The sequence below is a fragment of the Mastigocoleus testarum BC008 genome (assembly GCF_001456025.1).
Taxonomy (GTDB): domain Bacteria; phylum Cyanobacteriota; class Cyanobacteriia; order Cyanobacteriales; family Nostocaceae; genus Mastigocoleus; species Mastigocoleus testarum.
Window position 1 is genome coordinate 107,855 of the sequence record NZ_LMTZ01000091.1, and the last position, 22,038, is coordinate 129,892.

Annotated in this window: 17 protein-coding genes; 10 read left to right on the top strand and 7 right to left on the bottom strand. The window is 35.1% G+C overall.

Annotated elements, in window-relative coordinates; all coding sequences use genetic code 11:
* Positions 1–59: 59 nt before the first annotated feature.
* Positions 60–653, top strand: a complete 594-nt coding sequence (locus tag BC008_RS18095) for a Maf family protein (RefSeq protein ID WP_027840966.1) — start codon at positions 60–62, stop codon at positions 651–653.
* 266 nt (positions 654–919) lie between these two features.
* On the opposite strand, the gene BC008_RS18100 is transcribed toward BC008_RS18095, so the two are convergent.
* Positions 920–1,225, bottom strand: coding sequence for a small RNA NsiR4-regulated ssr1528 family protein (locus BC008_RS18100; protein ID WP_027840965.1), 306 nt, complete (start codon positions 1,223–1,225; stop codon positions 920–922).
* A 157-nt stretch (positions 1,226–1,382) separates the two neighbouring features.
* Here BC008_RS18100 and BC008_RS49545 point away from each other — a divergent pair, with 157 nt between their 5' ends.
* Positions 1,383–1,520, top strand: coding sequence for a hypothetical protein (locus BC008_RS49545; protein WP_161938131.1), 138 nt, complete (start codon positions 1,383–1,385; stop codon positions 1,518–1,520).
* A 245-nt stretch (positions 1,521–1,765) separates the two neighbouring features.
* Here the strand turns inward: BC008_RS49545 and BC008_RS18105 are convergent, their stop codons facing one another.
* The 3 genes from BC008_RS18105 to BC008_RS18115 form a co-directional block, all read right to left on the bottom strand.
* Entirely contained in the window at positions 1,766–3,097 is a 1,332-nt protein-coding gene (locus BC008_RS18105; RefSeq protein ID WP_027840964.1) for an ATP-binding protein, read from the bottom strand.
* A gap of 179 nt (positions 3,098–3,276) precedes the next feature.
* Positions 3,277–4,599 carry a tellurite resistance TerB C-terminal domain-containing protein gene (locus BC008_RS18110; protein WP_027840963.1) on the bottom strand — a complete coding sequence of 441 codons (1,323 nt, stop codon included), beginning with the start codon at positions 4,597–4,599 and terminating at the stop codon, positions 3,277–3,279.
* A 177-nt stretch (positions 4,600–4,776) separates the two neighbouring features.
* Positions 4,777–6,144 carry an ATP-binding protein gene (locus BC008_RS18115; RefSeq protein ID WP_036264502.1) on the bottom strand — a complete coding sequence of 456 codons (1,368 nt, stop codon included), beginning with the start codon at positions 6,142–6,144 and terminating at the stop codon, positions 4,777–4,779.
* A gap of 88 nt (positions 6,145–6,232) precedes the next feature.
* Here BC008_RS18115 and BC008_RS18120 point away from each other — a divergent pair, with 88 nt between their 5' ends.
* The 4 genes from BC008_RS18120 (at position 6,233) to BC008_RS18135 (ending at position 11,052) form a co-directional block, all read left to right on the top strand.
* On the top strand, positions 6,233–6,541 hold the full coding sequence (locus BC008_RS18120) for a TMEM14 family protein (RefSeq protein ID WP_027840961.1): 309 nt from the start codon (positions 6,233–6,235) through the stop codon (positions 6,539–6,541).
* Positions 6,542–8,001: 1,460 nt separating this feature from the next.
* Complete coding sequence (locus BC008_RS18125; RefSeq protein WP_027840960.1) at positions 8,002–9,240, top strand: phosphotransferase family protein; 1,239 nt, start codon at positions 8,002–8,004, stop codon at positions 9,238–9,240.
* A gap of 106 nt (positions 9,241–9,346) precedes the next feature.
* Positions 9,347–10,420, top strand: coding sequence for a T3SS effector HopA1 family protein (locus tag BC008_RS18130; protein WP_321170083.1), 1,074 nt, complete (start codon positions 9,347–9,349; stop codon positions 10,418–10,420).
* 230 nt (positions 10,421–10,650) lie between these two features.
* Positions 10,651–11,052, top strand: a complete 402-nt coding sequence (locus BC008_RS18135; protein WP_058183750.1) for an acyl-CoA thioesterase — start codon at positions 10,651–10,653, stop codon at positions 11,050–11,052.
* A gap of 136 nt (positions 11,053–11,188) precedes the next feature.
* On the opposite strand, the gene BC008_RS18140 is transcribed toward BC008_RS18135, so the two are convergent.
* The 3 genes from BC008_RS18140 to menA form a co-directional block, all read right to left on the bottom strand.
* Positions 11,189–12,622: a 2-succinylbenzoate--CoA ligase gene (locus tag BC008_RS18140; protein WP_027840958.1), complete on the bottom strand. Its 1,434-nt coding sequence runs from the start codon at positions 12,620–12,622 to the stop codon at positions 11,189–11,191.
* A gap of 30 nt (positions 12,623–12,652) precedes the next feature.
* The gene (locus BC008_RS18145; protein ID WP_027840957.1) at positions 12,653–13,663 is read right to left on the bottom strand and encodes an o-succinylbenzoate synthase; all 1,011 of its coding nucleotides are present in this window, start codon (positions 13,661–13,663) and stop codon (positions 12,653–12,655) included.
* 144 nt (positions 13,664–13,807) lie between these two features.
* On the bottom strand, positions 13,808–14,713 hold the full coding sequence (menA, locus tag BC008_RS18150) for a 2-carboxy-1,4-naphthoquinone phytyltransferase (protein ID WP_027840956.1): 906 nt from the start codon (positions 14,711–14,713) through the stop codon (positions 13,808–13,810).
* Positions 14,714–15,034: 321 nt separating this feature from the next.
* On the opposite strand from menA, the gene BC008_RS18155 reads away from it, so the two are divergent.
* From BC008_RS18155 to BC008_RS18170, 4 genes are all read left to right on the top strand, one after another.
* Complete coding sequence (locus tag BC008_RS18155) at positions 15,035–16,450, top strand: isochorismate synthase (protein ID WP_027840955.1); 1,416 nt, start codon at positions 15,035–15,037, stop codon at positions 16,448–16,450.
* A gap of 1,110 nt (positions 16,451–17,560) precedes the next feature.
* Positions 17,561–18,319: an acyltransferase gene (locus BC008_RS18160; RefSeq protein WP_058183756.1), complete on the top strand. Its 759-nt coding sequence runs from the start codon at positions 17,561–17,563 to the stop codon at positions 18,317–18,319.
* 698 nt (positions 18,320–19,017) lie between these two features.
* Complete coding sequence (locus BC008_RS18165) at positions 19,018–19,134, top strand: photosystem II reaction center protein I (RefSeq protein WP_058183751.1); 117 nt, start codon at positions 19,018–19,020, stop codon at positions 19,132–19,134.
* Positions 19,135–19,336: 202 nt separating this feature from the next.
* Positions 19,337–21,991: a DUF3769 domain-containing protein gene (locus tag BC008_RS18170; protein ID WP_027840954.1), complete on the top strand. Its 2,655-nt coding sequence runs from the start codon at positions 19,337–19,339 to the stop codon at positions 21,989–21,991.
* Positions 21,992–22,038: the final 47 nt, after the last annotated feature.

Below are 22,038 nucleotides of genomic sequence, written 5' to 3' on the forward strand. Positions count from 1 at the left end.
CCAAAACTTAAGTTAATGTTCTTTTGTTAACTTGATTTTTCTGCCACAAGCAAAGTCTCATGGAAATTCCCAAATTTGTATTGGCTTCAGCTTCCCCAGCACGCCGTCGATTGCTACAAACTGTCGGTATAGAACCGAAGGTGGTACCTAGTGATTTTGATGAGTCACAAATCAAACTTGAAGACCCATCAGAATTAGTGCAGACTTTAGCTTTCAGTAAAGCAAAAATAGTAAGTCATCAATTCCCATCTGCTTTAGTTATGGGTTGTGACTCTGTTTTACTAATTAATGGTCATATTCACGGAAAACCAAAAGACGAAGCAGAAGCATGCGATCGTTGGCAAGAAATGCAAGGAAATGTTGGTGATTTATTTACCGGTCATGCTTTGATTGATAATCTTCAAAATTGCTCTTTGGTAAAGTGTCAAGTGACAAAAGTTTACTTTGCGCCAATGAGTAATGATGCCATTAAGGCATATGTTACTACTGGTGAGCCTCTCAAATGTGCTGGAAGTTTTGCCCTTGAAGGTAAGGGGGGATTATTTGTAGAAAAAATTGAAGGTTGCCACAGTAATGTGATTGGTTTGAGTTTACCTTTACTGCGGCAAATGATTCTCGAATTAGGATACCAAGTCAAAGACTTTTGGCATTAATTTTTTGATTTCTCTATTTTCCTAAAATAGAAGTATGAGTATTTGTTTCTCCATGGAAACAATACAAAACTTATTTTTTTGTAGAAGACATACAAACTTAATTTTTTTGAAGGAATGTAACTTTATTCCCCTACGGAAAGATTAAAATCTGTTTTCATACGGGAAGTATCAATATCCATTCCCCTACGGGGAGTATCAATATCTATTCCCCTGCGGGGAGTATCAATATCTATTCCCCTACGGGGAAATAAAACTTACTTCAAAACTTACTTTCCACCATAGAAAAAAGCTATTTCCTTTTCCTTGAGGGCTGTAAAACCAGCTTCGAGTAACATTCGATCTAGTTCTGCTTGAGGAATATGCTTTGCGCCAATTCTTACAATACGCGAGCGCATAGTATTGGATACCCCGCTACGTTGCCTATTTGCCTCCAATCCCATAACTTGGTGATACAATTCTAATTTAGCTGGAGGAATTGGAGAACCGTCTAAATCAACTCCTTTGGCAATTGCATTATCTACAGCATCCGCACCCTGAGTATTTGAATCTATCCGATCTGTTTCCGCAGTCATAGATCTCAAAAATAGTTTTCTCAACTAAATTTTACCAGCCCAAGGAGCACAGAATAAACAAGTAAACATATACTAGCTTTACTTGTTCGCCAAATTGCAAAGTTCTTGACATTTATCTTCTATGTTAAAACTACGAAACACTTAGGAGGTTGAAGGGATGAAAAATCCTACATTCCGACTCTATGGTTTAGTTGCAGTTGCAGTTATAGCTAATACGGTATTTATGGGTATGATTCTTAGTGTGGCTGTAGTCAATGAAGTCCAATTTATAAATCAGATGGAACTAGGAAGCTAAATTGACTTGCGCGTAGCGCTATATCTGTGAAAAATTATCCAGATTTGATGCAGGTAAAGTTGGTATTTATTCATATTCAATTTAATTATTTATTTTTGGAGGATATTTTACATATTTACCTACAAACATAAATCTTTAAGTAAGATTAATGCAGTATTGAATGTATTTAAAGGATGCTGCATGAATGGAATAAATACCAAAAATTACAACCGTCAATACATATTTTGTTTGTAGATAAATTTTGTTTACAAACTAAACTCAGCTACATCGTCTTCTGTGTCTGAAATAATATTTCCCTGCGCCACTGTTGGTTTAAAATCAGAAGCATGAATTAATTGGTTAAAAGAAATTTGGGGATTTTGATAAATTATGTGCAGTATGGCGATAAAATCTCTGACAATTTCACCTGGTGTAAGTAATGCATCGGCACCCAGGCGACTAATAATTTCTTGAATAAATTCTTGTAAATCCTTATTTTTTAAAGGACTCTGATAATTAAAATTAGTAGAGTGAATATCTGTTAATCTTTGTAGAAGCGTTAGTATTTCTTCCTCTTTGAGAGGATTGAGGCGAATAACGGGTCCAAAATACTCACCTACACCAGCTTGCGTTGCAAAACGACTTTCTTTAGTGCGCCTGCGCCAAGCAGAGTCAGCAAATAGTCCCCGGTTGCGATCTTCTAAAAATTTGGTAGTACCACCGATCATGATACCCAGGTTTTCGGCTTTGCATTGCACAGTATCGTTAAACATTGCCAACAACCGATTATAATTCTTTTCTCTAGTAACCGTTGTGGATATTTGAGATAAATGGACTGCCTCGTCTAGCAAAACAATAAGCCCTTTATAACCAATTTCAGCAACAAACTTAGCTAATAATTTTATATAGTCATACCAACTGTTATCATCAATAATTACTCTTACCCCCAAAGCTGCTTTCGCTTCTATTTTTGTAGAAAATTCACCCCTTAACCAGCGAAGTGAAGCATTTTTTAGATCTTCGTCATCATTACAATATCCTCGCCAATAAGCGATAATAACATTTCCGAAATCAAATCCGTGAACTAAGTCTTCAATATAACTGATTACTTCTCTAATTTTAATTTCTATTTGACGGTCGAAATCTTCATCATTAGGTTGCATTCCTGTTTCTTTAACTACTTCTTGTTGAATTTTATTAATCCAACCTTCCAAAATCGAGACTAAAGCACCACCGTCAGGACGAGTTTTGGTTGCTAGATGACTCATTAATTCACGATATGTTGCTAAACCCTGATTATTAGTTCCAGCAAGTCGACGCTCTGAAGATAAGTCAGCATCGGCTACTACAAATCCTTGCTCCATCGCTTTATTGCGTACCAACTGGAGCATGAAGCTTTTACCAGAACCATAATTGCCAATAATAAAGCGGAATGCTGCAATACCTTCTGCAACATCATCGAGATTTTGTAAAAGGCTTTTGAGTTCTTGTTCTCTTCCTACTGCAATTTTTTCGATACCTACTCTGGGTACTACTCCAGCAGCCAGAGAGTTAATCAAACTCGCAGATACTTTCTTTGAGAGTTTCAACTTTGCCATTTAGTTCACCTCAGTTAAGAAAAGATGCAGAGGCGCGCAGCCCATAATACTAATATTGCCCCATACTATAAATATTGATAAGTATAGCCAATATTATGGAGGGTTATTTTTAATGGGAATAATTTAGTGGGAATAATTTAGTGGGAATAATTTAGTGAGAATAAGCAAATAGATTTTACTCAATTAGAATATCCTTGTTTGGCTAGCTTATGAGAGTAAATTTCAATCATTTTTTGAACTTTTGCCAAATGTTCTTCACATATTCCTGGAAATTCGTTCCCTGGATCGATAATTAACTCACCAAGAGTATCGCTTGCGCGCTCATTTATTGAATCAATCAGCAAATTTGGCATAGTAATATTGCTCTGCGCAATATTTTTGACAACGGGATTTGGATTTTCTTCTTCTACTAATGCTTGTAATACTTGAACCTCATGCTCGGGAAGTTGTTCTAACAGAATTTCCCATTCTTGTGGAAGCTTAGTGGAAATATCAGTTTCTTTTTCTTCGTCTGTAGTTTCTAATGGATCTAACAGGTCAGCAAAGGGAAAAGGTTCTAAGTCTTCTGCTTCTTTTAAGTCTTGTTCTTCTAAGTCTTGCTCGAGCAAATGATTCGAGTTGAGATTTTCCATTTGCTGCAACAAGTCGTAAATTTGATCCTGTAAAATATCATGCTCATCTTGTAAAAGGGATACCTGTCCCTTCAACTGTGATAATTCTACTTGCTTGGTATCAACCTGTTCTCTTAAAGTGCTCAGTTTATCTTCAATACTTTGCTGTTCGGCAACCTTTGCACGTATCGTTTCGTTTTTTTTGCACTCTACGACTTCTAATTCCTGCAAATTGATACGCAGATCGTATAACTTCTCTTCTAATTGTGGCTTTACTCGATTGAGCAAAGTTAAATTATTCTCTAATTCTTTTTTGTCCTGTTCGAGTTGCTCGATTTGATTTTTTATTTTAGTAAATTCTGAACGCGATACATTACAGTTGATTTCCAAACGACGACTTTCTGTAGTTATTTTTGAAAAATATTTTTCTAATTCGTCTTTAGTTCTTTCCAGGTTCTCAAGTTCTGTTTTTAGTTGCAGTATTCCTGTTTCTGCTTGTTTTTTTTGCCCAGCATAGGTACTTAGTTCGCGATCGATGCTATCTCGTTGATGGCGATATTCCGTTACTTGATTTTGTAATTGCTTGGATTCAGAGTATAGGAGCGAACGATGTTTTTCTAAACTATTAATTTCAACAACCATGTGGGATTTTATATCTTCCATTTCCCTAATTTGTCCGTTTAGGGATTTCAAAGATTTTAAGATTATTGTATCGTGTTGTTTTCGGCGTTGATGGGCGAATAATACCGCTATATAAGTGGTTGGAATATAAAGTAGTGCAATGATAGCTGCACGTTTAAAACTACCAGTTAATGCGAGACTCAAACCAAAACTTATACCGAAGGCAACGATATTTATGATGAATCGATTACTTACCATTGCTACTTGCATGATACTAATGAAGGAGCATGACTAAATCAGTCACTATATAATTTTTTATGTAGCTCGATATTACATTATTATTCCTAAATCATTGGTACTGAGAACTGTAAATTTTGGGTCTTGTACTAATTTAAATAGACCACAATACCCAGTTATGACAAATTCACTAACAAAGTGCTAGTAATTTTATTCACTCACAGATACAGTCAAATCAGCACTTAGATAGTTTACGAATTGTTTGGCTGTGCGTCCGGAACGACCATTATGGCGAGTAGCCCATTGCAAAGCGCGAGCATCCAAGTCTTCTTGAGTAAGATTTATGCTAGCTTGCAAAGCTAACTGGCGAACAATTTCGAGATATCTATCGCGATCGGCAGGCTCAAAAGTTAAGGTTAAACCAAAGCGATCGCTAAATGAAAGCTTTTCTTGTAGAGTATCCCAGGCATGTATCTCATCATTATTTCTCGGAGCTGGTCTATCAGCAAAAAATTCACGAATTAAATGACGACGATTAGAAGTAGCATAAACTACAACATTTTTTGGTTTAGCAGTAATGTTACCCTCTAAAACAACTTTTAGAGCTTTAAAAGCATCGTCATCTTCTTCAAAAGAAAGGTCATCAACAAAAATAATGAACTTCTGAGATAAACCTCTTAATTTTTCTACAATCTCAGGTAAGTTTTTTAAATCTAATTTACTAACTTCTAATAAACGTAAACTGCGATGAGCGTACTCGTTTAAAAGAGCTTTCACTAGGGAAGATTTCCCAGAGCCACGACTACCATATAGTAAGACATTCAATGCGAAATGCCCTGACAGTAAAAATTCTGTATTCTTGAGCAAAGCATCTCTTTGGGTTTCATAACCAAACAATTCTTTGAGTGTAATCGTATCCGGATATGTGACACCAATAAACTGACCATTCTGCCATCGTAATGCTTGATATTTAGCGAATAAACCAACACCAAATCTTTGGTAGTAATTGGCTAAAATCGATACAGCATTTTCCCAGTTATCTAGGGAAGATATTTTTGCTATCGTTGCCAATTCATTAGCTGTTGCTACCCCATCTTCAGAGGAGTACCATACCGTTAGTGAAACTGGGAGATGAGCTACAACTTGAACCCATTCACTTAAAACGGCACAACTACATTCATGTAAACTTTGTAATGCTTGTAAATCTCGTCCCACAGCCGCAATTAAAGCCGGAGTTAAACTCTCCATATCTTTTTGTTGCGCTAATTGACTAAAGGGATTTTCATTTCTGAGAATTTGTGTAATTAGATACTCTTCCCAGTTTTGATGCCTGGCAGCTAATAATTGAAAGAAATTGCCGTAAGCTTGCAAACAAACTCGCGCATCCGCATCAGTGTAACGTATCGCCTGTAACAGGTCAAGAAAAGCCTCACCCAGTTTACCTTGTAAGACTGATTGGTAAATTAAAAGAGAAGCAGCTTGGCGTTGAATAAATTGAATTCTCCCATTGATTGAATTTTTTATTCTATCTATTTTTAATTTCCCTTCTGTGGGAGTAGACATTGTTTCATTATTCATCAGTAGACTTGGCACTCAAGTGACTGCACTATCCTAAATTTTCTGTCTAAGTCGGGCTTACACTTCATCTTCTACATAGGTTTTAACAATGACTATCAGTGTCGTAAGTACAATTTTATATGGCATTCTAGGAATAATAGGAGGTATTGTTGGTTATCAAAAAGCAGGCAGCAAGATCTCACTTATAAGTGGTGTCGTTAGCGGGATTCTATTGATTGTGTCGGGTTTAGTGGCATTACAAGGTCAAAAATGGGGTTTGATTTTGGGCATTGCAGTAGCAGGTATACTAGTAATTGTATTTGCTGTGAGATTCGTAAAAACACGTAAGTTTATGCCTGCAGGTTTAATGAGTATATTAGGCTTGGTGGTAATCTTTTCAATCCTTAAGAATTTTTGACGTCTTAAGATGTGCGATCGCTCATCAAACTAAGACTTTTCACTACTTAGTTCTTTACTGGTTACTTAATGGTATTTTTGTACTGCACAAAAAATACTAAATCATCTATGCTGCCTAGAGCAAGTTGTATTTTTCGTAACAAACAAAATTGATTTTATCTTCTCCTTCGACAGGTTTTTAGAAAAATCCGAATTTATATGAGCTCAGTAAGGTCATCTGGGTAAATCGTCAATGTATTGATGACGTTCAAATTTTACTTGTAAATGGTACAACCCAATCCTGAAGGGAATGAAGGATTCACTTTACACGCCTGACAGCGACCTAAAACCAAAATCATGATGTAACACGAGTTTTAAAGCCCATCGATAGAATTACGCTTGAGAAACATTCTTGTTGACAAATAGAGTTCTCAATGCTTTTGAAGTTCGTATTCTAAACAACCTGATGTTTATACCAGAGCTTAAAAATACACAATACTAAATTTTGTTTTTGCGACGTCTCAAGTTTGTCACCTTTGTAGGTGTACACTATTTGTACTGCTTCCGCAGAGAGAAATCTGACCTCAGTTGCAAACCACTGCTAAGTGTAATATCGACTTTATAACTTAGCTATAAACCAAGTAATAAATTGATGAGATTTGACTAAATATTTAGAATGTCTTTCCATCAATTAAGATCATTCGCAAGTAATATTTCCCCAATCATCAGAATGTGATTTTGAACAACATAAATTTATATTGATTTGTTTGGGGAGTACTTAGCAGTAAATATTTATTGCTAATATTCTATTTTTTTACTGTATATTTAGTCTATAAATATAATTCTCTGAAACGATAAAAAAATATTAGATATTTTTTTTAGATGCGTGGTAGCACAAAATATGTTCCTTGCGATACATGTATCGATTTTGATTATTGTTTATATTTGTTTCCACAAGTACTCTGAATCATAGGTTTTTCATGATTATGAGCCGAGAAACAATTTTTTTTTCCGGGGTCTGATGTATAGCAAAAAACAGGGCTTGCTAGGCAAGCAAAAGATAATAGTTACAGAAGAAATAATTTAATGGTTACGGTTGCCAACTGATAAATTCTGTACTTTATTTGTATTGTTTGATAGAAGAAAATACTTTAATTAATGCTTAGAACTTATAAAGAAAATGATTTTAGTTAATGGTTTGATTAAAATATATAATTTTCTATATATACGTAAGTGATTGGTTTAAAGAACTTAAAGATTTGCTAGTTAAATATTAATTACATTTAAAGTGATGGTAAAAAAATATGGAGTTAAATTGGCATTTTGGCATCTTTATTTTAGAAATATGGGATATTAATAGATCCTGCTCGTAATTGTCGATGTTGACTTGAAACTGCTCTTAACTTAGACAAGCATTGTTCAAGTAAATACTGAAGAACCGTAAACTTTTTTTCCACAGTCTTAAGAATTAGGACATATTACATGGTATTTTCATTGTCTTCTCATAACGTTATCCAGTACCTGCATGATGCAGGTCTGTGTAGCTCAGAAGATGGCGCATCTGCTGATTCTGAATTACCACAGAGTAGCAAGAAGAATTTGAATTTACTTGTGAAGCTGGCTTCCAATTGTAAGTTACTTGTGAAACAGGAACGTTGTGCCCAAGGTTTTGGGAGTCAGGAAGAATTTTTCAATGAGTGGCTGTTTCATGAATTGCTCAATTCATTTCCAATTTTAAAAAATATTTCCGCGATCGAATCGTTGGTTGTACACTTTGATGAGGATGAGTCTATTCTCGTCCGGCGCTACTTAAGCGAATATTTGGAACTGGATAACTTTTACCGTGAGAATGGTATTTTCCCCGAAGAAATTGCAACTGCAATTGGTAAGGTTTTAGGAAGATTACATTGCGCTACTTTCAATCGCCGTGAATATAAGGACTTTATAGCAACAGCACCCACAGGTGGAATTCGCTATCAGTATTACAATCCAGCCCAAGGTATCGAAGGGATAGGACCAGAAATTTTTGCAGAAGTTCCAAAAGAGGCACTTGCTTTTTATGGACTTTACCAAAATTATGACGATCTGGAATCTGAAATTGCGGGTCTAGCAAATAGTTGGAATCCTTCATGCTTGATCCATAATGATTTAAAGCTAGAAAATATATTGCTACACTCTCAATGGGAGCAACAAGATAAAGACTTGGTGAGATTCATTGACTGGGAAGCTTACTCATGGGGAGATCCAGCCTTCGACCTGGGAACAGTAATTGCAAGTTACCTAAAAATTTGGTTGGAAAGTTTGGTAGTAGATCCAAGTATAAGTCTGGAAGAGTCTTTTCAACTAGCAATGATTCCTTTAGAAGCAATTCAACCTTCAATTTTGGCTCTCACTCGCTCCTATCTCAAGACTTTCCCTAGGATTTTAGAATATCATCAAGAATTTATCTTGCGAGTAGTCCAATTTGCTGGACTTGTGCTTATTAAAGATATTGAAAAACAAATAGACGCGAATAAATCTTTTGATAACATTGGCTTGTGTACGCTGGAAGTTGCCAGAAAGATGCTCACAATGCCACAAATTTCTGTGATGACTGTATTCGGCGTCAACGAATCAGAAATTATTAAACATGTAAAAAAACTGCAAGTACTTCCTATAAATAAAAAAGAAAATAATCTACTTCCAATTTTTTACGAAAAAACGCGTTTGCGCGGTTGCTGATCATTGAAGGGTAATTGAGGAAAAGTAAAGCATCCAATAGAACTGGTGTAAGATTTTTCTTATTTTGTTCTATTTCCGTTGGGAAGTATAGAAAAATTCGAGCGCAATGATGATGGAGACTTCAGATTTTTCACTATCCAAATATTTGCTTGATATTGCTAGTGATATCCAGATAGAGTCTAATTTTTGCATTCGTCATTGTGGCTATGAACCCTTCATTTTACCGCCAACAATAGCAAAACGTTTCAAACAACTTTCCTTCGCCCTCCAGAATAAATATCTGGCATTATTGTTGCGAAATTTATTATACGGAATTTATTACAATCACTCTTTAAGTGATGTTTTAGCAGTTCGTAAAGATAAATTTATACTCAATAAAAACTTAGAATTAGATTGTGCTTTTGATGTAGATTGGGATTTTTACGATCAATTACACCAAAGTAATTGCGGAACTGGATACTTTGATTTTGATTGGCAAGTTTTGAAGCGGGAACCAGATGGTAGCTTGGCATTAGCTAAAGATGGTTTAAATTTATATGTGGAGTATGACCATCATTCTGACCCACCAATAGAAGATGCAAAAACTGGCGAACTAATATCAATATTAATGCCAAATCATCAGCTACAAAACGGCGTTTACATTGCTATTGGTGATGCTGGTAAAATACAGCATGATAAAGACATTGGATTAATATGTTTTAATATTAGTCCTGCTGGTGCTATTGCTATGATGGATAGCTTGACCCCGGGGTTAAATAATTTAGAAATCCCCTTCCATTTTCAGGTATTACATAATCCTAATTTTTATCAACGCTTTGACTCTGGGATACTTTATTTTGAACGAAAAGATTATCTTGGGTTAAAAAACGTTTTGGAAACTGTTTACCTGGAAAATCAGTCCTATTTTGAGCAAAAAGTTCCTTTATTTACCAAATTGTTAGCACCGGGATTGAGTATAGCGGAAGAACCGAATCAAAAATTTGCTCCCCAAGAAAGTTTTGGAATGAACCGTTGTCAAATTATTGCTAATGCACTTTTAGATGCTTGGCGACAGGGAGAAAATTCTCCACGGAAGCGAGTAGATTTTATACATCAGCATTTTAAAGAGATGGGAATTAGTTTAGATTATCCTTACTTAAATCCTGATTCTGAAGATGTTTATCAAATGCTAAATTTGTGAATAGAATTTCGAAAGAATAATGTAGCAGAATTATGCGCAATACTTACAGTACGCTTATGCTAAGTCGCCGCGCATGTGCGAACACCCAACTACCGCTAACAGTATAGACTGCGTCCTTACGAATTTTAATGCCGTAGGCACAGTATGTCCTGATCGGAGCCGCTAATGACTTGCGCGTCCGCCACACCATATCGGTCATACTAAAGAAGTAATTTTTATCTATTAGTATTATGGGTTTTAGTTATAGCTACATTGTCCGTTTTCGGGATACTGATGCTGCTGGAGTCGTATACTTTGCAAATATTTTAAATATTTGTCACGAAGCTTATGAATCATCTTTAGCAGCTTCAGATATAGATATTAAAGAATTTTTCACAAAACCAATTGTAGCTTTTCCAATTGTTCATGCTGATGTTGATTTTTTTCGTCCTATTTTTTGTGGAGATATATTGATAATTAAAATGATTGCTAAAAAATTAGGTAATGATAAATTTGAAATTAATTATGAAATTTTTGCTCAAAACATGCTTGCAAGTAAAGCAAATACAAAACATGTATGTATCGATGCAAGCACTAGGAAGAGGACAGATTTACCAGGATATATTATTTCTTGGTTAGATAATCTTGGTTAGATAATTATTATGCTTAGGATTAGATAGTGGCGATAATTAAAAATTATACTTATGATATTTTGATTTTGGTATTTTAAATTTGATATTTTAGATTTGGTGTTTTAGAAATTCATAATATTATTCAATTAAATATTGACTAGGATTTTGGATTTTGTGATTTCGTCAAATTTAAACTCAGTTTATTTCTTGCAATCTCATGTAACTTCTGGCGGTTTATTTTTCCTTGAGAGTTTCGCCCCAAGGATGATACCGGAATCCAATATTTGGGAATTTTAAACTTACTGATTTTTATTGTAAGTTGACTTTTCAGTTCTGAACTGGTGATATCTGTAGATTTTGGTACATAAATTGCAGTTACAGCTTCTCCCCAAATTTTATCTGCTACTCCAATGACACAGATATCACTTACCATTTCTGTTTGTCTGATTGCTGATTCAACTTCTAGAGGATAAACATTTTCGCCACCAGTGATTATTTTGTCACTATCACGTCCCATTACATATAAATAATTTTCCTCGTCTAATAATCCCAAATCATCTACCTTTAGGCTTTCACTTTTATTTCTAATATGTGGATAATAGCCGAGAAATAGTGATTGAGCATCAATATTAAGTTTGCCGATTTTATTTGATTTCAATTTATATTTTTTATTGTTATAAATATAAACCTTTGCATGAGGTAAAACTTGACCGCAACCTAACTTACCTTTGAGAAAATCTTCTGGTTTAAGAGTTGCAACTTGAGAAGCAGTCTCTGTCATCCCATATGTTAAAGCTAAGGGGATATTATAATATCTTGCCTTTGATAACAATTCATCCCAAGCTGGAGCACCTCCTAGAAGTACTGTTTTAAATTGTGATAACCATCTACTCGAATCGGATTTTTGAATTAGACGTTGTAATTGAGTTGGAACTAAAGATGTAAAAAATTTTGAGTGGTCGATATTGTATCTTTGGTATTTTTTAAGCTGATCATTCTCTAGCTCTCGAAATGGTAAGATAACTAACCTACCATTGCTAGTAAAAGAACGAATTAATTGCATTAAGCCACTAACATGATGTAAAGGCAAAACACAAATAGAATTTACTTGAGGTATTTGAAAATATTTCTGGAATCCTTGTGAAGATGCTGTTAGTGTTTCCCAAGTGTGAATCGCAAATTTTATTTCTCCTGATGAACCACCAGTAGGAATCATAATTGGAGAAAATTGAGAATCAGATAAGTAAAATTTTTCCTGTACTGATATTTTGTGTGTGATTGTATTTTGTTTTTCTGAAATTTCTTCTCCCCAAATAATATCTGGCTTTACTAAATCAAATACTTGTTGCCATTCTTGATATTGCCAATCAGGATTACAAATAAAAATTGGACATTTTGCTGCGATCGCAGCAATTAAACCAGCAATAAAACTAACTGGTTGACGCTCTACTAACAGGATATTAGGTATTTTTTCATTCTGCTTAAATTCAATTAGCTGTAAATATAATTTTTCTACTATTGGCAAAAATTGATGATTATTTTCACAAACTAACCACTCATTAGATAAGTGAGATATCCAATTCTCAAGCATACTTAAAACTTTTATGATATGGGGACTGATTTACCAAAAATTATCTAGCCAATCTTCTTCTAGGTCGGTGAAATAGTGTTGAATTCCAAAACCTAATGCTCTTTTTTTTAGCGAGAACTCATTCGCTATTTGTAAAGCAGCTTCTTTCCCAACAATAGTCTCAAAAACTGACGAAAATACAATATCAATTTCATTCTGTTGGTAAAACTGACGTAACTGCGATCGCGAACCAATAATTCCTGGTTTAACTACAAAAATTTCTCGCCAACCTTTTTCATAGCAAGCTTTTAATTGTTGTAGAGTCGCAACTGATTCATCTAAAGCTATTGGAGTTCTGTAACTACTACTCAAATCCAACATTATTTGAAAATCTTTTGTTGCTAATGGCTGCTCAATGAATTCTATTGTTAGAGGAAATTCCGATTCACTGTTAATGCGATCGCAAGTTTTCAACCACAGAATAGTTTCTTCATAACTTAGTCCACCATTAGCATCCAGACGTAATTTGACACCAGCAGGTAACTTGCGTGCTAATACGTTTAAAATAGATGTCTCTTCTGCTACTGAGTAAACTCCTATTTTCCACTTAAAAGTGCGATATCCAGCTTGCCAGAGTTGGAGGTACTTTTCTAGCATTTGTTTACCTGCTGGTAATAAAGCACTGTAAGTTAAGTTTTGACTATTAGAAAAAAAGATATCTCTCTTCAAAGTATTAATATCTTTTGCTTTTAGTTTCCAGCTACCTAGTGACATTTCCCAAGCACTTTCAAATCCAGACTGACAAGCAGGTAAATCATCTGGAATTCCATAAATGACCTCTGAAGAGATTGTTTTTGGTAGTTGCTGACAAAAATCTAAAGCTTCTTGAAAGCTTTCCGAACCAAACCATTCAATTGGAGCAATTTCTCCCCACCCAATTTGATCGGCTTCGTCTTTAAGACTGAGGATAATACCCTGACGAATATCCCAAATCCCATGGCTAGTTTGTAAGGGAATCGAAAATTTCCGCTGATAAGGACGAAATTCAAACCGATAAAGCATATTGAGAATTCATCTCGGGTGTTGCTAAGATTGATAATTTATCTATGATTAGAGCGCAAATACTGTAGGTGCATACCTTTTTGAAGATAGCTCGAGGATTTGGGGGATTTTGGGATTGGGGAAATATTTCAAAATTGAAGATTATTATCCAACTGGGAGGAAAAAGCCCAAGCCAAATAGTAAACAACTCCAAAAATGTACTGCTACTGCAATAAATTTACAGTTACTGACTTTTTCTGGTTGGTCATGATTTTCCCCTACATGTCGACATAATTGGAATCCAAAAGGTAAGCTGACCCAACTTAGTAAAGTCCAAACTGGAAAAAGACCCCAAGCTACGAAGCCTAAAGTTGTAGCGTAAATACTTCCAGTAAACCATTTAAGAACTGTGGCTGATTTCTGTGTTCCCATTCTTACAATCGGCGATTGCTTTCCCGCACTTACATCATCCTCTACTTGGTGAAAATGGGAACAAAATAAAATCAAACTAGTTGCAATTCCAACAATAATTGAAGCTGCAAAACTTTTAACTGATACAGTTTGAGTTTGGCTATAGTAGGCTGCGTTCACACCCAAAGGACCAAATGCAAAAAAGCAAAGAATTTCTCCCATACCTCTGTAACCCAAACGGAAAGGCGGTCCTTGATATAGGTAACCTAAAAAGCAGCACAATAAAATTATCCCAATTACAGTGACATCTCTTTGCCAGTATGAAATGACAATTATTCCTAATAAACCCAAGAGTAAAAATAAATTTCCTAGCCAGAAAACTAATAATTTATTACCTGTTAAATTCACTAAAGAATGATATTTATTTCGGTCAATTCCAGTCTCTGAATCAAACACATCATTGCTTAAATTTTCCCAGGCAAGAATAAAAATTGCTGACACCAAAAAAGTATAAAAAACTGCTCCATCGAATATTTTGGTTTCCCAAAAAGCAACGGCACTTCCTACCCAAATTGGTACGATTGCAACACTGTACATTGGCGGTTTAATAGCCGCCATCCATAGTTTTCTTTTAGGATATGAAATTAATTCTGTCGTCATTTGTGGTAATTAATTAAATAACTTACATTATCTATGTGCTCAAGTTGAGATAGTTTGAAAATACACAGGTTTTTAGCATAAACTTTTAATATTAGATGAAGGTCAGAAAATAGTTGATAATAGCTTGACTTTTTTCGCAATCAACTTTATCTTGCAACCAACTTGAGAGCAAGGCATTATAAAGTATGGCAAAAACATAATAACCAGGCAACAGTCTATGGTCGTTAGATGGTATTTATTTGTGTTACCTGTAGAAATACGACCATGAACTATGACTATTATGGAAGCTAACTTTAAAAAAATTTACTCTTCTTGAGACACATGACAGTTTCACCGTGCACTGCCGATTTTTTGATATGTAATAAGGAGCTATACAATTTTTTGTTAGCAGCGCAGCAGTATTGTCTAGAAAATAATTGCCAAAGAATAGCAAATATTTCTTTAGCAATTGACCCAGTCGATCCTTTAACTATATTTGCAAATTTAGCATCAGTTAATCAAATAAACTTTTACTGGCAAAACCCAAGTCAAAAAGAAGCTATTGCAGCCATAGATTCTATAGAAAAATTAGAATTTACTGGTGAAGAAAGGTTTAAAGAATCTGAAGAGTTCATAAACCAATGTAGAAAAAAAATCCTTTGTTTTCCCCGAGATAATTCTTCACAATCTTCTCCTGTTTTTTTTTGTAGCTTTGGTTTTTTCGATAGAAATATCAATCAAAACTATCCTTTTGCTGAAGCTAATATATTTTTACCACGTTGGCAAATATCATATAATCATGGTAAATGTACATTAATCGCAAATATTATTATTAATGCCAGAGCAGATATTCATAAAATAATTCAAAAAATCTGGGTAAAAATTCAGGAAATTACTAATCTAAAATATAGTGGTGAGATTAATATATTAGATAGTAACAAGTATATAAAAAAAGCTGTAACTAGCCCAAGTAAGTTTAAACTTTCAGTATTGTCTGCACTAAATACTATCAATTCTAATTATTTAAATAAAATTGTTTTAGCAAATGCCTTAGATGTTATTTCTAACAATAATTTTGATTTATTTCAATCATTAAAAAATTTGCGTTACTTGCATCCTAACTGTTATATTTTTTCTACTAGTAACGGTAGAGGACAAAATTTTATTGGTGCTAGTCCAGAACGTTTAATTAGTATTCGCAAACAGCAGCTAATTACTGATGCATTAGCAGGAAGCGCACCTAGAGGTCAAACACCTGCTGAAGACGCTGCTAGTGCAGATAGATTAATTAGTAGTCAAAAAGAAAGACACGAGCACTCTTTAGTTATTGATTTTATTACTCAAAGTTTATCGGAACTCGGCTTATCTCCCGAAATACTAAAACCACGTCTACGACGGTTATCTAACATCCAACATTTGTGGACTCCTATCCAAGCAACAATTCCCCAAAATGTTCATCCCCTACAGATTGTGGCACAATTACATCCTACTCCTGCAGTCGCAGGTACTGCACCAGACTTAGCTTGTAAAGAAATTCGCCGCTATGAAAATTTTGAAAGGGGTCTTTATGCTGCACCTCTTGGTTGGATAGACCTACTCGGTAATAGTGATTTTGTTGTTGGTATCCGTTCTGCGCTCATTGATGGCGAGCGCGCTAGACTTTATGCTGGGGCTGGAATAGTTTCTGGCTCCGATCCTGATAAAGAAATTGCCGAAATTCAACTGAAACTTCAGGCTTTGCTAAAGGCATTAGTGTAAACTCTGACGACAGTGAAAATCTGTATGTCAATAGTAATATTTAATGCAGATAACACAAGTATTTATTTAATACAAATTAATGATACATATAAATTTATGATGAAATTATTCAATGTAGCTTTTTTTTACGCTAGTGTAAGAAAAACAGCTAACTAACTTACTACACACTCAGTATGTGTTAGCACAGTTAAATATTCCTAAAGCAGTTACATTTAATTGTTGCCTTGGCTAGCAGTTAATTTGTATTAATCCAAGTTAGTAGTCATAGCTAAAATAGCTCAAAATCGCTGATAAAAGTGAATAAGTTCAGGTAGAGATAGTTACATAATCAATAACTTATTTTATATAAAACCCTTAAAATTTTACGATTGCTAATCGACTACATTAACTAAAATTCAAAATGTTGATTAAAGGGTGAAGTCATAATTATGTAAGTCCTAAAAACTTATCGATGTTCATTTAATATTTTTAATAACTAGTATTAGTATTGATGAGTATATTTTTTTGAATAAACTGGATATTTCCTGAAGTAGTAGAATAGATAGAATTGATATTTAAATTGCACTACAAAAATTAAGCATGAATAATCAGTTAGCAACTAGAATAGTTATTTGAATAATTCATCATATTAATTGCTTTATCAATTTGTAGTTATTTTTGACATAGCTTAAACTCATTATCATTATTCAAATTTAGTTATTTTTTTAGATTATTTTTTTATAATTATGGATTGATTAATGATGAATATATTTTAGACTTGAGATAAATACTTGAAAACATTTTGCCATGTAACGTTAAAAGCACATAGAATTAATTTTGATTCTAGCGAAATAGAGTTATAAATTATCAGTTATTCTCAAATGTTGCTTATATATAGTTGTTTCATTGGGATATTGAAATTTCATTTGATTGATAAGCCGATATTAATCTCGTTCGACATGTCAAAACCAATGATTTATACAACTAATAAATATCTCTTTAAAGATACAACAAACTTTTGATTGCAAAATACAGTTGCTAGAAAAATTTTAAAACTCAATATAAAGTCAAAAACTAACAATTAGTACTTGATAAATTTTATTGACAACAAAAAATAAGCTGATGAATGTTATGGATAATCAAAAATCTTTTTCCAAATTTAAGCGTTTACAAGAACTCTTAGTACTAACCTCTTTGAGGGATGTTCCAGCTATCGCTCTTGGAAACAAATTACGTAACTTTGGTTATAAAACTATTTTCGGGCAAATCGGAAATTCTGTATATATCCAAGAAGGAGTGGAATTTCTCAACGCATCTAATATGGAAGTGGCTGATGGCGTACATATTTTTAAAGGCGCTCGCCTGGATGCAAGAGGTCACCAAAACAATAAAATTATTTTTGAAAGTCAAGTTGCGATTGAGCGAAACGTTGACATAGGAGCTTTGGTAGATACCTCAGTACGTATAAAAGAAAAAACATTTATTGGACCTGGTGTTTGTATTGCAGGACCTGGAGATATTACGATTGGTAAAAGCTGTTTAATAGCAGCCCATGTTGGTATTTTTGCCAACAATCATAATTTTTCCGATCCTAACCGCTATATAACCGAGCAAGGTGTTACGAGTAAAGGAATTACCATTGAAGATGATTGTTGGCTTGGTCATGCTGTGACGGTACTGGATGGAGTAACAATTGGTCAAGGAAGTGTAATTGGTGCAGGAGCAGTTGTAACTAAGAATATTCCTGCTTACTCCGTGGCTGTAGGAACTCCCGCGCGGGTAATTAAAAATCGAAAATCTAAAGAATTGTGGACTTTGGAGCAAGAAAAACTGTCCCATACTTTTTTATCAAAGGAAGAAAACCAACAGCATAAGTCTTCTCAAGTTTGACAAACAGGTTATAAAGCCCAGATTTTATTGGCAATTTGTATCCAAGTTTGATTGTTACTAGAACTGGGTATAGATAATATTTAGTTCATATAAACTATTAGAACTAAGCATTTAGACATGGGAACTAATATTCCAACAGTTCGCAAGTTAACGAGGTACCGGGTAATTCTTCTTGACTCTTGTTTGCTGTAATTACTCCCAGCTAAGTAGCTTCTTCTGTGTATGGAAACCTATATTGTGAGAGATCGTCGGAATATTTACTAGAAGTACAACTTCTAGCTAAGATAAATCGGACATTTTGTTTGGGTTACAAAGTTAAAGTTGTGAATGGGTTCAGCTTTGAAAATGTTTGACTTATTTGTGCTACATTCCTGGAGTTTGTATTTAGGAAGCATCTATAGTTAAGTCCTTTTGGGAAAATATCTGTTGCAGCATTCTAGGCTTAAGCAAGTGACGATCGGTGTTATGAGTTGATCCAGAAACTCAAGCTACAAAAGCGATATGTAAAAAGTTCCAAACTTTGTCGATCGCCAAACTGTAGTTTCAATTCAGTACCTTAAAGTACCCCAAGATAACATCAAAATATCGTTGTGATGACTCTTCTATAAAAAAAGGGATGAGATTTGGGTAAGATATAAGAGCAACTTTTTCTGCATCCCAGATACAAAAAGCTTCTCATACCCGTAGGAGATGTTTCTATGCTGACTTTAAAAATCGCTGTTTATATTGTGGTTGGTTTGTTTTTATCTTTATTTATCTTTGGATTTTTGTCCGGTGACCCAGCTCGTAACCCCGGACGTCAGGATATGGAGTAATAAAGAAAACAAATTATCCAAAGCTGCCATAAGGCGGAATACAGATTTACGTCCTGGAGATGGCTTGTCCTAGATTTGCTTCTCACACCTCCTATGGAGAGTAGGATAGGCAAAATTTATTGTCGGAAGGAAGATTCTATGATTCCTTCCGGCTTATAGTTTGCTTCTACTTGGCTGTTTGTTAGCTAAATTACAGGTAAATATGCTTCATCCAGTTCTGCCGCCCCAACCGCCTTTTAAATTTGAAAATTTAGAACCTAAAAGTTCTTCTATTGTCATAAATGAAGTATCGAGAATGAAAATTGCCAAGGTTGATACCAAGGCAGAAATAAAAAAATATGCATCTTCTCGTAAGAACAAATCTACTTCTTCAAGTAAATCTGGCAAGCTAAAATCTAGACAGCAAAATTTAATTTCTTCTAATTTAATTTCTTCTAATTTAGTTGCCCAAACTCCAGCTTCGCCTGATGTGCCAGAAAGCTTCCCGGCGGAATTTTCTCCCCAATTTTCTTTAAATAGTGCATCAGCTTTAGGCGAGCCACTATCTATTGGTCATGAAACTATCGGTCATGAAACTATCGGTCATGAAAACTATCAATCGCAAACCCTTAGTTCTCATGGTGTGATTTCTTCTGCTGTTAATCATTCCAGTGAAAAAAATAAAAATCGAGAAATTGTAAAAGCAGTTAAAAAAACAGAAATTTTATTACCTGCACAACAAATTACTTTATCTGATAGAAAAACTAATATTTCTAGAAATCATAAGCAAGTTACAAAAACTAGTAACTCATTATTAAAAAAATCAATTTCATCGACTAAAGTTCAATTTGGCTCTCAACGTAAACTGGGTAATAATCGGCAAGCATCAGTCAAATCATTTCCGGTGATAAGATTTAAGGCGCGCCAGGAAACTGTCAAGCTACCGAAAAAATTTACTATTTCCCAGGAGCAAAAAACCCCAACACAAACAGGAAAATCTAATAACAACCGACCCTCAAGTAATAAAACCCCAGAAACTCGCAGGGTAATAGAAGTAGTTGCAGATAAGCAAGAATATGACGAACAAAGGCGTGTAATTACCGCAAGGGGCAACGTCATTGTTAGATTTGATGGTGCTGTAGTAGATTCTGACCAACTTCAAGTTAATTTGGATAATTTGATTGCAGTTGGTCAAGGTAATGTAGCGTTAACCCGTGGGGATCAAGTTCTACGAGGAGAGCGATTCACATACAATTTTATTCAGGATAGCGGAGAAATAGATGGAGGTAGTGGGGAAATCTTTATTCCCACAGCTAACACAGATTTAGCTTTTACTTCTCCTTCCGAAGGAGCGAACCCAGGTGGAGCTATTCCGCGTCCCGTAAGTGACAGAATAAGAACCAATCAACCCCTCGGTTCAGTAAGTAGTCCTGGGGGAATTAATATTGGACTTGGTAGTTCTGGTAGAGGTAGAAACCTTCCCAGCCCACAACAAGGTGGTGAAGTTCGGCGTCTGCGATTTCAAGCTGAAAAAATAGATTTTTATCCCCGAGGATTTCAAGCCAGAAATGTTCGTATTACTAATGACCCCTTTTCACCTCCAGAACTTGAGTTAAGGGCAAATACAGTTACTTTAACCAGAGAAACTCCACTTCGAGACCGGATTAAAACCAAAGGACAACGCCTAGTATTTGACCAAGGTTTTAGTTTACCAATTCCCCGTAATAGTCAGGTTATAGATCGTAACGAACGAGATGCAACACCAGCAATTGTTTCCCCAGGTTTTGATGGCGATCGCAGGGGGGGGTTATTTTTTGAACGAAAATTTCAACCTATTGTTAGAGAAAATTTTAGCCTTAGTCTCACTCCCCAGTTTTTTGCCCAAGAAGCCGTTCAAGGGGGTACTGGCAATCTTGCAGGATTATTTGGTTTAAAAACCCAACTCGGTGGAGTACTAGATCGAAAGACTACAATTAAAGGCTCTGGAGATCTAACTAGTTTAAATTTAAATGATATAGAAGATAATTTACGAGCAAGCTTGCGCCTACAACGAGTATTAGGAGGTGCAAATGCCAACCCCAATAAGAGTCACCTTGCCAATTTAGAATATAGTTACCGCGATCGCCTTTTTAACGGCACCCTTGGTTTTCGGACAGTACAAAGTAGTTTGGGTGGTGTAATTACTTCTCCAGTTATTCCCTTAGGGAAAAGTGGTTTCAATTTAAGATATCAAGGTGGAGCTCAACTCATTGAGGCTAACACCGATCAACAGGACTTATTAGATGCTGACCGAGATAACGATCGCGTTTCTTTAGGACGCGTACAAGCCAGTGCTGCAGTGGATGGTAGTGTTTTACTTTGGCAGGGAAAATCTTTAGAACCTACAGCAGATAAAGGACTTCGTTATACCGCAAATCCAGTCGTACCTTATATACGTGCAGTTGGAGGAATCAGAGGTATTAGTAGTTTTTACTCCAATGGCGATAGTCAAAATGTTTTGATTGGTAGTATCGGTTTACAAGGACAGTTTGGTAATTTTTCTCGACGTGCATTTGACTATACAGCTTTTAATATTAGTTACTCCCAAGGTCTAAACGACGGCGGTTTATCTCCTTTCCTGTTCGATCGCTTTGTGGATAATAGAGTTCTTAACTTGGGGATTAACCAGCAAATATATGGTCCATTTCGCCTTGGCATTCAAACGTCTATTAACGTTGATACGGGGGAAAGTCGCAGCACTGACTATATTTTGGAATATAGTCGCCGTACCTATGGTGTGAGCCTGCGTTATAATCCTGTTCTGGAGTTAGGTGGTATTAGCTTTCGCATCAGCGACTTTAACTGGAGCGGTGGTACCAATCCATTTTCTGATGACTAAACTTAAATTGACACTTAGAACACATCCATAATATTTATGAATATTTA